Consider the following 14,827-nt stretch of genomic DNA (forward strand, 5'->3'; position numbering starts at 1 on the left):
GCACACACGCACCCTGTTGGTGCGTGGCCTGACTCCGCGCAAACCCGATCCTGTCAGCAACATTGTGTATGCTGGCGGGTTCCATGTGTCATGCGGCGACGGCTCCTGCGGGCCGGCGTCCTGTCATTTGTTCCTCATCTGTCCACTAGGAGATCCGTATGCTCATTGGCATACCCATGGAGACCACCGCCGGCGAAAGCCGCGTGGCCGTGACCCCGGAGACCGTCAAGAAGCTCAAGGCCCAGGGCCACACGCTTCGGGTGCAGTCCGGAGCCGGCGTGGCCGCCAGCGTGACCGACGAGGCCTATGTGGCCGCCGGCGCCGAGATCACCGATGCGGCCGGCGCTTTGGGCGCCGAGATGGTGTTGAAAGTGCGCTCGCCCAATGCCGACGAACGCGCCCTGATGAAGCCCGGCGCCGTGCTGGTGGGCATGCTCAACCCGTTCGACAAGGACGCTCTGCAGGCGCTGACCGACAGCCAGTTGACCGCCTTTGCGCTGGAAGCCGCGCCCCGCACCACCCGTGCGCAGAGCATGGACGTGCTGTCTTCGCAGGCCAACCTGGCGGGCTACAAGGCCGTCATGATCGCCGCCGACAAGTACCAGCGCATCTTCCCCATGCTGATGACCGCTGCCGGTACCGTCAAGGCCGCCCGCGTGGTGATCCTGGGCGTGGGCGTGGCCGGCTTGCAGGCCATTGCCACGGCCAAGCGCCTGGGCGCGGTCATCGAAGCGTCAGACGTGCGGCCTTCGGTGAAGGAGCAGGTCGAGTCGCTGGGTGCCAAGTTCATCGACGTGCCGTATGAGACGGCCGAAGAAAAGGAAGCCGCTGAAGGCGTGGGCGGTTACGCCCGCCCGATGCCGCAATCCTGGCTGGACCGCCAGAAGCTGGAGGTCGCCAAGCGCGTGGCCGCCGCCGACATCGTCATCACCACCGCCCTGATCCCCGGTCGCGCCGCGCCGGTGTTGGTGACCGAGGACATGGTCAAGGCCATGAAGCCCGGCTCGGTCATCGTCGACCTGGCCGCGGCCCAAGGTGGCAACTGCCCGCTGACCGAAGCCAACCGCACCGTGGTCAAGCACGGTGTGACCCTGGTGGGTGAAACCAATTTGCCTGCGCTGGTGGCGGCTGACGCCTCCGCGCTGTATGCCCGCAACGTGATCGACTTTTTGAAATTGGTCATCAACAAGGACGGCCAGTTCCATGTCGATCTGGAAGACGACATTGTCAAGGCCTGCCTGATGTGTCGTGATGGCCAGTTGCTGCGTGCCTGAGCACGCGGTTTTTGAGCCCCTGAGGAGTACATACCATGCAACGCAACATGCTGCGTGCCAAGCTGCACCGCGCCACCGTCACCGAAGCCATCCTGGACTACGAAGGGTCCTGCGGCATCGATGAGGACCTGATGGACGCGGCCGACATGAAAGAGTTCGAGTACATCGAGCTCTACAACGTCAACAACGGCGAGCGTTTTGCCACCTACATCATCAAGGCGCCCCGTGGCACCGGCACGATCTCGCTCAACGGCGCGGCCGCCCGTCGCGCCCATGTCGGCGACCTGCTCATCATCTGCACCTATGCGCCGATGAACGAAGAAGAAGTGGCCAGCCACAAGCCCAAGGTCGTGCTGCTCGACGAGCGCAACGGCATCAAAGAAATCCGCAAGTTCACCTGACCCCCCTCAACCCAGGAGGCCGAGATGGAAGTTTCCCACGTCGTCATCAACCTGAGCATCTTCGTGCTGGCCATTTATGTCGGCTATCACGTTGTCTGGACGGTGACCCCTGCACTGCACACCCCCCTGATGGCCGTGACCAACGCGGTCTCGGCCATCGTCATCGTGGGCGCCATGCTGGCGGCGGCGCTGACCGTGACCCCCTTGGGCAAGTCCATGGGGGTGCTCGCTGTGGCCCTGGCGGCCGTCAACGTGTTTGGCGGCTTCCTCGTCACACGGCGGATGCTGGAGATGTTCAAGAAGAAGGACAAGAAGGCGGGAGCGAAGTAAATGAGCATGAACCTGATTGCACTGCTGTACCTCTTCGCCTCGGTCTGCTTCATTCAGGCCCTCAAGGGCCTGAGCCATCCGACGACCTCCATCCGCGGCAACCTGTTTGGCATGATCGGCATGACCATCGCCGTGCTGACCACCGTGGGCCTGATCCACGGCCAGGCGCAGAAGTTGGACGTCAGCTTCACCAACGGTCTGGCCTGGGTGCTGGGCGCGCTGGTCGTGGGTGGCGGCGCCGGCACCATCATGGCCAAGCGTGTCGAGATGACCAAGATGCCCGAGCTGGTGGCCTTCATGCACAGCATGATCGGCCTGGCCGCGGTGTTCATCGCCATCGCCGTGGTGGCCGAGCCCTATGCCTTCCAGATCGTGGCCAAGCCGGTCGACGGCTCCCTGGCGCCCATCCCCGTGGGCAACCTGCTGGAGCTGGCGCTGGGTGCGGCCATTGGCGCCATCACCTTCTCCGGTTCGGTCATTGCCTTTGGCAAGCTGAGCGGCAAGTACAAGTTCCGCCTGTTCCAGGGCGCACCGGTGAGCTTCAAGGGTCAGCACATGCTGAACCTGGCGCTGGGGCTGCTGGCCATCGCGCTGATCGGGGTCTTCATGGCCACGCAGCGCATGGACGTCTTCCTGGCACTGGTGGCACTGAGCTTCATCCTGGGCGTGCTGATCATCATCCCCATTGGCGGCGCCGACATGCCTGTCGTGGTCTCGATGCTCAACAGCTACTCGGGTTGGGCGGCCGCCGGCATCGGCTTCTCGCTGAACAACTCCATGCTGATCATCGCCGGTTCGCTGGTGGGCTCGTCGGGCGCGATCCTGAGCTACATCATGTGCAAGGCCATGAACCGCTCGTTCTTCAACGTGATCCTGGGTGGCTTCGGCGGTGACGCTGCTGCGGCCACGGGCGGTGGCGCGGCCCAACCGCAGCGCCCCGTCAAAAGCGGCTCGGCTGACGACGCGGCCTTCGTGCTGGGCAATGCCGAAACCGTGGTCATCGTGCCCGGCTACGGTCTGGCCGTGGCGCGTGCGCAGCACGCCGTCAAGGAGCTGGCCGCCAAGCTCACCGAGAAGGGCATCACGGTCAAGTACGCGATTCACCCGGTGGCCGGTCGCATGCCCGGTCACATGAACGTGCTGCTGGCCGAAGCCGAAGTGCCGTATGACCAGGTCTTCGAGATGGAAGACATCAACGGCGAGTTCGGTCAGGCCGACGTGGCCATCATCCTGGGCGCCAACGACGTGGTGAACCCGGCGGCGCACGTCAAGGGCAGCGCGATCTACGGCATGCCCATTCTGGAAGCCTACAAGGCCAAGACCGTGATCGTGAACAAGCGTTCGATGGCTTCGGGTTACGCCGGCCTGGACAACGAGCTGTTCTACATGGACAAGACCATGATGGTGTTCGGCGACGCCAAGAAGGTGGTCGAGGACATGGTCAAGGCGATCGAGTAAGCGCCTTCCTCTGCTGCTTTACCTCTCCCCCGAGGCCGGTCATTGACCGGCCTTTTTTTGTGTCGATGGTGTCGTTTCAGCCGCTGTCCGAAAACGCTGAACCATGGCGTAAACCATGACGTGGCGATGCAACGTGATGAATGCATTTTGGCAAATAAGTCCGCCGAACTGGCTTGCTTCGCATCAATTCTGCATGAATGAACGTTCTAATAATTGATCAAAGTTGTCGCGTTGTACCGAAGGAGTGGTCTTGGTATCTCATTTGCTGCGCCGTTTGGCGGCCGGGTTGTGTTCCTCGTTTGCATTGACCCTTGCAGTTCAGGCGGCAGAGGCCGTGCCCACGCCTCAGCAACAAGATGCCATCCAGCGGCAGCAGGATCTCTTCTTGCAGCAAGAGCGCTTGCGTCGTGAGGACTTGCTGAAACGCCAGGATCCCAGCCGTCAGATGCCGGGGCAGATCACGGTCACCCCCGTGCCGCAACCAGCGCCAGACGCCAGACCCAGCCAGTGTTTCGACATCCAGCAAATCCAGTTGCAGGGTGCGGTGCATTTGGCATTGCCGGACCGAGAGCGCCTTCTCAAGCCATTTCTGGGCAACTGTCTGGGCTTGGCCGACATCCGCGAGTTGATGCGACTGCTGACCAATCACTACGTGGAACAGGGCTATGTGACCACGCGCATCTACATCCCTCAGCAAGACATGAGCAAGGGCTCGTTGAGCTTGTTGGTGGTGGAGGGCACTGTGGGCCAGATCAAGCTCGATGGCGAGGGGACCCGCATCAATCCTGGTGTGGCATTCCCAGGTCTGGCGGGTGAAGTGCTCAACATCCGTGACATTGAGCAGGGCTTGGACCAAATCAATCGCCTGGGCTCCAACAATGCCACGATGACCTTGATGCCGGGGGACGATCCGGGTATCACGAACATTCTGGTGTCCAACCAGCCCAGAGCGCCCTGGTATGCCGGCCTGACCTGGGACAACTACGGCAGCCCTTCCACAGGCGACAAGCGCGTCACCTTGAATGTGGGTCTGGATGCGCCGCTGGGACTGCAAGAGGCCTGGTTTGCCAGTTTTTCGCGCAACACCGATGCGTTCCGCGACCGTCGACTGAGCGAGTCGGCCATGCTGAGCTTGAACGTGCCTTATGGCTACTGGAACTTCAACGGCACGGCCAGCCGCAGCCAGTACGTCAGCCAGGTGAAGACGGCCGCGCAAACCTTTGTGAGCAGCGGCAACACCAACACCTACAGCCTGGGCGTGCAGCGTGTGTTGCAGCGTGGACAGACCAACAAGACCACGCTCAACACCAGCCTCAATCACAAAATCTCGAAGAACTTCATCGAAGGCAGCTTGCTGGAAACCGGCAGCCCGCGTTTGACGGACCTTTCCTTGAGCCTGACCTCGGTGTTCATGGCCCTGAATGGCTCCTGGACCACGGATGTGGGTGTGGCGCAAGGGGTGAAGTGGTTCGGCGTGGAGAGCTTGCCGGGCGCCGGGACGGGGACGGTGCCCACGCCCAGGGGCACACGCTACTTCGCGTCGGCCTCGTATGGAACGGGCTGGCGCGTGGGCGAGCGCGCGATCAACTGGAGCAGCAGTCTGCAGGCCCAGTACAGCAACCATTACCTGTACGGCTCCGAGCAGATGTCGGTCGGCGGCTTGTTCACGGTGCGCGGCTTTGACGGCACGTCCTTGTCGGGTGACCGGGGTATGTACTGGCGCAATGAGTTCAGCACCGTCCTGAATGCCCCCGCGCTGGAGCGTGCCGTGGGACGTCTGCAAGCCTATGTGGCCGCGGACGTGGGACGCATCGTGGGCCGTGAAGGGCAACGCGACGGCAATCTGGGGGGGATCGCCCTGGGCTTGCGTGCGGGCGGAGGCGCCATGACCTTGGATGTGGCCGTGGCGACGCCCGTTCACACCTCCCGATGGGTCCGTCAACTCTACGACGTTGACAAGCCTGCCTTGTATCTGAAAGTTGGGTTCGCCCTGTGAGTGCCGAGTGCCCCGCGTTGATCTCGATGGAGTGAAGTCATGTCAGTCTCGATGAAAACCACCACCGCTCGCGTTGCACTGGGCACCGTTCTGATGGGCGCCGTGCCCATGGCGCCGCTGATTCCAACCGCCATTGCGCAGGCGATTGCCCAGGTCATCGCGGATCCCAATGCGGCCGCCGCCAACCGGCCGACGATACACGAGTCGCTCAACAAGACGCCGGTGCAGAACATCGTGGCACCGAATGCTTCGGGCCTGTCGCACAACAAGCTGCAAGAGTTCAACGTTGACCAGCGCAACCTGATCATCAACAACTCGCGCGTCAACGCCATTTCGAATCTGGGTGGCGCGGTGGTTGCGAACCCCAATTTGGCCAATGGTGAGGCGCGCATCATCCTCAACGAGGTGACGGGCGGCAACCGTTCGATCTTGCAGGGTAACCAGGAACTGTTGGGTGGCCGTGCGGCCTACATCCTGGCCAACCCGAATGGGATCACCAGCGCCGGGTGCGGGTTCCTGAATTTCCCCCGGGTGACCATGACCACGGGTGTGCCCGTGATCAACGGTGATGTGTTGAATGGGTTCAGGGTCAATGGTGGAGACATCAGCATTGGCGGAGCGGGCTTGAACGCCGAGGGCATCGATGCGTTTGACATCCTCACGCGCTCTGTGACGTTTGCTGGGCAGTTGAACACGCGTGCACTCAACGTGGTCGCGGGTCGCAATGACGTGGATTACGACACCTTGGCCGCGACAGCCTTGACCGACGCGCCGGCCACACCGGCGCCGTCCTGGGCCATTGACTCCAGTGCTTTGGGTGGCATGTATGCGGGCCGCATCGCCTTGGTGAGCACCGAGGCGGGGGTGGGCGTGCGCCTGCAAGGTGGGGCTGCGGCCACGGTGGACGATGTGACGCTCACGTCGGCCGGCCAGATCCAGATCAAGAGCAATGTGTCGGCCGAGCGGGACGTGAAGCTGGTGTCGACCCAAGCACCGAGCGTGGCCGGTGCCGAGGTGCTGGTCGACGGTGCCACGATGTACGCCAAGCGTGACGCGATCTTGTCGGGGGGCGATGTGGTGCTCACCGGCGGGCGTGTGGGATCGGGGCAGGCTTTGTCCATCACCGGCGCATCGTTGACCGACATCGGCGGCTTGCGTGATGCGGGCAGTACCCTGACGGTGAGCGTGTCGGGGGCCATGGACCTGCTGAATACCGCCCTGCGCAGCACGGGCCATGCCACCATCACGGCAGGCAGTCTGAGCGTGGATGCGGCGAGCAACGACGGCGGGGCCAAGGGATTGCGTTCCGGTGGCGCTTTGACGGTGAACGTGAGCGGCACGGTGGACAACGCCGGCCTGATCGCCGGCGATGGTGGTCTCACGTTGACGACGGCCCAATTGGACAACGCCAGCACGGGCTTGATCCGTGCGGGTGACACGGCGCCAGCGAATGCCACCGTGACGGTGACGGGTGCCATCACGCAATTGGGTACCGTGTCGTCGACCGGCAATATGACAGCGACGGCGACCAGCCTGACCAACTCCGGTACCGTCCAGGCGGGCGGCGCGATGTCCTTGAATGTCGGCACCGTCAACAACACCGCCACCGCGCTGCAGGATGCCTACATCACCTCGGTGGGCAACCTCACCATTGGTCAGAACAACAAACTCTACAACACGGCGAGCACGGCCAAGCGGGCCATCATTGCTTCGACTGCCGGTGCCTTGGGGATCAACTCCACAAGCGGCACACAATCGACACAAGAAGTGCGCAACCAGGGCGGCTTGCTGTTTGGCAAGACGGGGATGACCGTGGCCGTGTCACGCCAGCTCCTCAATGAGGTGGCGAATGGCAGACGGGGCAGCATCTATGCGGACACTGGGACCATGACCTTGGGCGGCGTGAACCAAGCTGCCATCGACGCCGCCGGCACGGCGATCACGGTGAAGAACCTGGACTCGGACATCGAGAACCGGCTCGGCTCCATCAACATCCTGGCGGACGTGTTCGAGAACTCGGCGGCGGCCTACACGCCGGCCAAGACCACCACCACCTCCACCCGCACATGGGGCACCTTTGACTATGACGGCACGCTCGATGGCTCGGGTGACTTGATCGGCGTTGAAGGAGACTGCGGCACCTATGACGATCACTTCAACGGTGGTGTCGTGGGCAAGCGCTGTACGCAATCCGTCACGGTCACTCAGGAGGTGCTCACGAACGGCACCACCATGCGCAGCAAGTTGCTGGCGGGCGGGAGCATTGACATCTACGTGGGGAACTTAGCGCTGAACTACATCAGTGCGATTTCAGCCGGCGGCAACATCAAGATCCATGGTGCGGCGGGCGCCACCTTCGAGAACCGTGCTGTGACCTTGAAGCACAGCGAACAGGCTCAGGTTTGGCGCTATGACAATGGCGGGCATACAACAAACCCGGCTGGCGATTGCTACAGCAGTGGCACTTATGACCGATGCTGGTTCGAAAGTGGTGACTTCTGGCCGAACAAGAAAAAGAAGTTCACGGACATCAGCCTGGCCTCGGCGCCGACCTTGTACACCATCGGTGTGGGCTCCACGGTGGAGGCGGGTGGCACGGTCACCATCAGCGTGTCGGAGCTCGTGAACGTCAACAACGGCACGAAGAAGGCACTGGCACCGCCTTCTACCTCACCCAGCACCCAGACCGCCAGTGGTCCGACCGCGGCGCCACTGGCCGCCATCGGTAGCTTGACGCAAAGTCCGTTCTTCGTGCCGAGCGTCAACCCGAATGCCCTGTTCCTGTTTGAGACGGACCCCAAGCTGATGAGCCTGGAAGGGCTCTATGGTTCGGACCTGTTCTTGAAGTCGTTGAATCTGGATCCCACCGACTACCTGCGTGTGGGCGATGCCTATTACGAGCAGCAACTGATTCGCCAGCAACTGCTGGATCAAGCTGGGCAGCGCTTCATTCTGGAAGGCCTGACCAGCGAGAACGACCAATACAAGAAGTTGCTGCAAAACGGTGTCGCAGCCGGTCTAGAACTGAAGCTGCGCGTGGGGGTGTCGTTGACACCCGAGCAGATCGCCAGCCTGGACAAGGACATCGTGTGGATGGTCGAGACCGTCGTCCAAGGCAGGAAGGTCCTGGTGCCCCAGTTGTATCTGGCCGACACGACCCGCGCCTCCCTGGCCAATGGTGCCAAGATCGTGGGTGCCAACATCGACATCCAGACGACCGGTGACATGACCAACAGCGGTGCGATCGTGGCGCGCAACGCGCTCAACATCGACGCGGGCGGCACGGTCACCAACCGACTGGGTGACATCTCAGGCGGCAATGTGGCGATCACCGCCGTCGGTGACGTGCTGAACCAGAGTGGCACCATCCGTGGCACGGACGTGTCCGTGACGTCCACCACCGGGTCGGTGATCAATGAGACCTTGACGCAAGATGTGACCGTTTACGGGGCTGTGGGCAGTGGCACCAACACGGTGATGGGGGCGACGGCTGGCATTTCGGCGACCAACACGCTCAACATCGATGCGGCCAAAGACATCATCTCGCGGGGCGCAGAACTCAACGCGGGGCAAGATGCCAATTTGGTGGCAGGTGGGGACATCAAACTCACCGCCATTGAGCAAAAGAACTATTCGGCTTCGCGCACTTACACAGAAGCCAATGGGTACACCACCATTGAAGAACACACCGAGCAAACCACCAAACAGGTGGGCTCAACCCTGAACGTGGGCGGCAACCTCACGGCCAAGGCCGGCAATGACATTCGCCTGGAGGCCAGCACCGCCAATGTGGCCGGCAATGCCGATTTGGACGCAGGCCGTGACATTGTGATCACCGCACTGGGTGAAACCAGCCATACGACTCACAACACCAGCACCAAGAGCTGGAACACCTCTTCAAGTGAAGTCACGACGATCGACCAGACCAAGGGCAAGGCGGCAGGTTTGAATGTGGGCGGCAACCTGGGCGTGAAGTCGGGCGGCAACACCCAGATCATTGGCTCGGACGTGACCGTCGGCGGAGACCTGAATGTCAAGGGCATCGGCGGTAAGTTCGACGTCAAAACCTTCGAGGAAACCACCAACATTGTCACCGTCGTCAAGCAAAAGGCCATCTTGGGCGGCAAGGTGAAAGCCGACGCGGGCGACAACGCATCGCAGAGCAGCGTCGGTGGCTCGGGCACCTTGGTGTCCAGCCGCACAGAGACGACCAAGATCGATGCGCTGACCAACCGCGGCAGCAGCCTGTCGGTGGGGGGCAATTTGAACGCGGGCCCGGGCGCGATCAAGGGCGATGCCTTGATCAAGGGTTCGGACCTGGCAGTGGGCGGCGACATGAACTTGCACGCCGGTGGCCACGTGAAGTTTGAAGCGGCGGCCGACAAGGTGCACATCGAGCAAACGGTCAAGTCCAATTCCTTGACCTTGAGCGCCAGTGGTTCGGCGGGGGGCGCGCAGGTGAGCCTGGGCTACCAGCGTGACGAGTCTCAAAGCACCGCGGACCAATCGACCGCACGGGTGTCGACGGTGACCGTGGGCGGCAATGTGAACATCAATGCCGGCAAGGACTTCACCGACGAGGGCACGATTGTGCAAGCCGGCGGCGACATTGCGGTGGAGGCCGAGAAGATCCACGTCAAGGCGGCACAGAACACATACTCTGAATCCGGCAGCACCTTGAGTGTCTCCGTGTCACTGGGTGTGAAGGCCGAAACCGGGCTGGATGGCATCGTGGCTGCGGCCGTGGGCGCCGACAACAACGGCAAGTTCGATGGCGCCGCTGCCAGCGAGGCACTCAATGGCTTGAGCGTGCCCGATGCGGGTAGCGTGAAGGCCGAGCTGAGTGTGTCGGTGGACAAGACCAACAGCAACTCGCACGGCAACACCGCACAGGCGTCGTCGTTCAGCAGCGGCGGCAACACCAGCTTCAAGGCGCGTTCTGGCGATGCCACGTTCGAAGGCACCGATGTCACCGCCGGTGGCGGTATTTCAGTGACGGCCGACAAGGGCAGCGTCAAGATCCTGGCAGCCGAGAGCAGCACCTACAGCGAGACCAACAAGACCAGTGTGTCCGTCACCGTGGGAGTGAGCGGAGATGGCACGATTTCGGGCGAGGGTGAAGGCAGCAGCAGCAAGAAGGTCTCCAGCACGACCAGCCAGAAGGCCGGTACCTTCAAGGCCGGCACGGGCAACATCGACATCACGGCCCAAAACAATGTCGAACTGGTCGGCACCAACTTTGAAGCCGAGCAAGGCGGCGTGGGCATCGAGGCCAAGACGGGCACGATCGACTTCAAGGCGGCACGCGACACCACCTACGACCACTCCTCTGAGAAGTCGGCCAGCGCGAGCGTGTCCGCCAACGTCGGCGGCAAGGAAGGCAGCGTGGGCGGGGGCTACAGCGAGTCCAGCACCACGTCAGAGACTTCCACCGGCACAGCGGGCAGCATCAACGCCAAGAACGTGACCCTCAAGTCCAAGGGCAACATGACCTTGGAAGGCACCAACATCGCGGCCACCGAGTCGGCGAGCCTGGAGAGCACGGACGGCAAGGTGGACATCCAGGCGGTGAAGAACACCGACGTCACAACCACCAAGGGCTTCAGCATGGAGTTCGGTGTGGACGCGAGTGCCACAGGTGGCGGCGTGTCGGGTGGCGGCAGCCGCACCGACGAGTTCGAATCCAACACCACCCGCACGGCAGGCAGCGTGTCGGCCGCCAACCTGACGATCAAGGCGGGCAATGGCATCAGCCTGGAGGGTACGAAGGTCACGGCCACCGACAGTGCCAACATCGATGCGGGGGCGGGGAAGCTGGAGTTGAAGGCCGCGACCAACGAGTCGGTGAAGAAGGTCAACAACACCAGCGCGTCTGTGGGCTTGTCGGCTGACAAGAAGGAGCAGTCAGGGCAGGCCAGCGTGAAGGCCAGCCACGAGTTTGAAGACACGCAAAAGACCACGCATGACAACGTCACCCTCAACCTGGGCAAGAACGCGACCGTGAAGGCGGCGGGTGGGGTGAGTGTGGCCGGTACCGAGGCCGGGATCGCCCAACTGACCACGGCCTTGGCCGGTGCCGGGGTGCAGGACATCAGCACCATCACCTTGGTGGACGTCGACCGCTCCGAAAAGCGCAGTGGTGGCGCGAGCGTGGGCATCATCGTGCCCGACAAGAAGGTGCGCAAGGAAGTGGTCGACACCGCCAAGCAGGCGCGTGACAGCCGCGTGGGCACGGCTGTGAGCAACAAGGCCGATTCGGCCACCACCGCCATTGCCAATGCGGCCAGCAAAGCCAAGACGGGGGTGCGCAACACGCTGGGTGATGCGGGCAACGCCATTCGCAATGTTGGCAAAGACCAGGCAACCGCTCAGGCTAACAACACCGCCCATGAGGCCAACAACAAGCAGCGCAATGAAGCCACGCTGACCAAGACCACGCAGCGTGACACCGATTCGGCGAACCGCCAGTACGACAACACGCAGGCCCTGGCCACGCGTCAGCAAACGCAGAAGGTTGCGGCGATCGACGGCACCCAGGCTCGACTGGATCAAAATGCCCTCAAGGCACGCGATGCCGCCGATCAAAAGGCCCAAGCGGCCCATGATGCGGCTTTGGCCAAGTTGGGCCCGACGCCCAATCAGGCCGATGTGACGCGCCTGGACGCAGACCTGGCCACGGCCAAGGGCAACAATCAAACCTCGTACGAGGGCAAGTTGCAGAGCAATGCAGCAGAGGCCACGGCGAAGCGCGATGCCTTGATCGACCGGGAAAAGACCCGACGGATCGAAGCCGAGCAAAAGTTGGCGGATCGCTTGGTCGCGGTCTCCGAAGCCAAAGCAGCGCCTTCTTTGGCGACGACGGATGCGGCCTTGAAGGCCCAACAAGAGGCCACGTTGAAGAGCGATCAGGGTGCGGTGCGGGCGCAGGCCGCAGAGCGCAAGGCACTTGCCAATGCCAACGCAGCCAAAGCCAAAGCCGATGCCACCGCCTTGAGTGACAAGCAAAGGGCCTTGGCGCTGGCTACGACCGATGCGCAACGCACTGATGTGGAGACCGCCTACAAGAACAAGCTGGCCCAGAACCAGAAGGACCATGACGCAGCAGGTGTCGATGCCACGAGTGAGCGCCTGAAGACCACGGCTGCCGCGAACCGAGAAGCGGCGATGCTGAAAGTTGATACTTCAGCGGCCAAGCAAGTCGATGACAAGATCGCGGCAGCAGCGACGGCAAAGCGCGAAAAGGCCGAAGAGCGGACCCGTGCTGAAGATGCCTTCCAAGCATTGGATAGCGACCCCAACGCTAGCCAAGATGACAAGGATGCAGCAGAGCAAGCGCGTGATGCTGCCAGAACTGCGGCCACTGATGCTGAACAGCGCCTCAATGCCTTGACGAACAGCAAGGACCAAGATGTCAACGACCTGAAAACCGCGATGCGTGCGGAACTGACGGCTCAGGCTGCCGGTACCGAGCGTCTGCTGATGGCCCGCGCTGACGCAGAAAAGAGAGTGATTGCGCAAACCCGCGAGCAAGAGAAGCAACGTGAGACTGCAGCGGATACCGCACGTCAGGCCGAAAACGCCATCCTTCAGAACAGCGCGCTCTCTGAGCGGGAACGTGCCGAGCAGTTGGAGGCACACCGTCTGGCAACCGCTGAAGCACGCGCCACAGCTCTAATCAACGACGCCCGAACTGGCACGTTAAGGGACTTGGAAGCTGACCGCGACAGCAAGGCGAAAGCGGCTGAACGGGCTGCCATCGATCCGACCTTGTCGGAAGCGGACAAAGTGCGGGCTCTGGCCGCGATCGACACCAAGTACGACAACTTGGCAAGTGAGCGCGAAACGCAGCGTGTCAGCGCCGCCGAGGCCGAGAAAACCAAGGCACGCGATCGCATCCTGGCCGAACGCCAAGCCAACCAAACCTTGGCGCAGGCCAAGGATGCGGCCAAGACGGCACAGCAGGCGGCTGATCGGACCATCAACGACCAACTCGCCGTTGATCAGGCCGAGGTGAACCGCAGCACGACGCTGTCGCAAGCCGCGAAAGATGCGAGGCTGCGCGAGCTGACGCAGGCCGCCGACCTGAAGAAGGCGCCGAGCAAGGCGGTGCACGACCAGGCCGTGGCAGATGCAGAGAAAGCGCAGCGTCAGACCTTGGCCGACGATGCGCGCAGGTCTGCGGAGACCACCGCGAACCAGAAAATGCAAGACGACCTGGCGGAATGGCAGACACAACACCCGCGAGCCACGGCAGCAGAAACCACAGCAGAGCAAAACCGCTTGGAGGCCGTGGCCCAGAAGACCGTTGATGAAGCCGAAGCGCGCAAGCTCGCGGCCACGAAGGAACTGGAAGCCGACCATCAGCAGAAGACCGCTGCGATCGACAAAGCCAGGAAGGATGCTGCCGTCCAGGCCGACCCCAACTTGATGCCCAAACAGCGTGAAGCTGCTTTGGAGAAGCACGCCGAGGAAGAGCAAGAGAAGCTGGCCGCCGCGAAGCAGTTGCGTGACGAAGCCACGACTGCCCGTGCGCCATGGCTCACCGCCGATGAGAAAGCAGCCCTCGCCAAGGGCAAGCTCGATGCCAGCGCCGCTGCCGCCAAGGCGGCCAAGCAGCTCAGCCTGGCTCAGCGCGCCAAGAAGGCCGGGGTGCGCGGTCAACGTTGGCTGCAGGCCTTGACCTCGGTCGGGGCCACTCGCAATCCAGAGGAAACGCCAGAGGAGGAGGCGGAGGCCGCGCCAACCGTGACCAGCTTGCTGCCCTTGGCACAACAGTTCCAGGCGCGTGATCAAGTCGTGGCCCTGCAGGCCTTGCGAGACCCCGAAGTTCAGCAAGGTGCGGCGGCGGCCAAAGCCGTCAAGGCCATCCGCGCCGAGGCCCGGGATGCGCTGCTCAAGGACATCACCACCGATTACAAGGATGGCAACCCCTTGGGTGTGATGACCGTGGCCGATCAGACGCAGTTCCTGAAGGACCAGGGCTTGTTGGGTGAAGGTGAGAAGCTGGCGCCCGCGCAAGTGATGGCGCGCTTCCAGGCCGCCCTCGATGCCCAAGTGGCCCAGATTCAACCCGATCTGGATCAGAAGACGGCCATCCTGGATGCCTTGGGCCTGCTGCCGACCAAGGAGGAAGAGCGCGACAAGGTGAACATCGACGAGGACTACCAAAAGATGCTGCAGAAGGCGCAAAACGCACTCAAGCGCGTGGTGGTCGATGAGATGAAGTTGCCCGCCTCGCGTGCACAGCAGTCGGGTGCCACGCTGATGCCGTGATCGCTCCCGTCTTCCTGGTCAGGCGCTGAGCCCAGCATGTGTCGGTGCGTGGCACATTCAGGGCCCATTTGTACGCAGGGCTAACGATAGCCCAC

6 protein-coding genes are annotated in these 14,827 nt (G+C 62.5%); all 6 read left to right on the plus strand.

From position 1 onward, the window contains the following. Positions 1 to 158 precede the first annotated feature (158 nt). Positions 159 to 1,274 carry a Re/Si-specific NAD(P)(+) transhydrogenase subunit alpha gene (locus AC3WW4_RS02040; RefSeq protein ID WP_488826728.1) on the plus strand — a complete coding sequence of 372 codons (1,116 nt, stop codon included), beginning with the start codon at positions 159 to 161 and terminating at the stop codon, positions 1,272 to 1,274. 35 nt (positions 1,275 to 1,309) lie between these two features. After that, complete coding sequence (panD, locus tag AC3WW4_RS02045; RefSeq protein ID WP_488826729.1) at positions 1,310 to 1,675, plus strand: aspartate 1-decarboxylase; 366 nt, start codon at positions 1,310 to 1,312, stop codon at positions 1,673 to 1,675. Positions 1,676 to 1,699: 24 nt separating this feature from the next. Then, positions 1,700 to 2,005 carry an NAD(P) transhydrogenase subunit alpha part 2 gene (locus tag AC3WW4_RS02050; protein ID WP_488826730.1) on the plus strand — a complete coding sequence of 102 codons (306 nt, stop codon included), beginning with the start codon at positions 1,700 to 1,702 and terminating at the stop codon, positions 2,003 to 2,005. Then, positions 2,006 to 3,463, plus strand: coding sequence for an NAD(P)(+) transhydrogenase (Re/Si-specific) subunit beta (locus AC3WW4_RS02055; protein ID WP_488826731.1), 1,458 nt, complete (start codon positions 2,006 to 2,008; stop codon positions 3,461 to 3,463). It abuts the gene before it with no gap. 334 nt (positions 3,464 to 3,797) lie between these two features. Further along, a complete protein-coding gene (locus AC3WW4_RS02060) occupies positions 3,798 to 5,459 on the plus strand; it encodes a ShlB/FhaC/HecB family hemolysin secretion/activation protein (protein ID WP_488826732.1) in 1,662 nt (553 codons plus the stop codon). A 39-nt stretch (positions 5,460 to 5,498) separates the two neighbouring features. Beyond that, positions 5,499 to 14,732, plus strand: coding sequence for a hemagglutinin repeat-containing protein (locus tag AC3WW4_RS02065; RefSeq protein ID WP_488826733.1), 9,234 nt, complete (start codon positions 5,499 to 5,501; stop codon positions 14,730 to 14,732). Positions 14,733 to 14,827: the final 95 nt, after the last annotated feature.

Source organism: Aquabacterium sp. TM01, assembly GCF_057808345.1.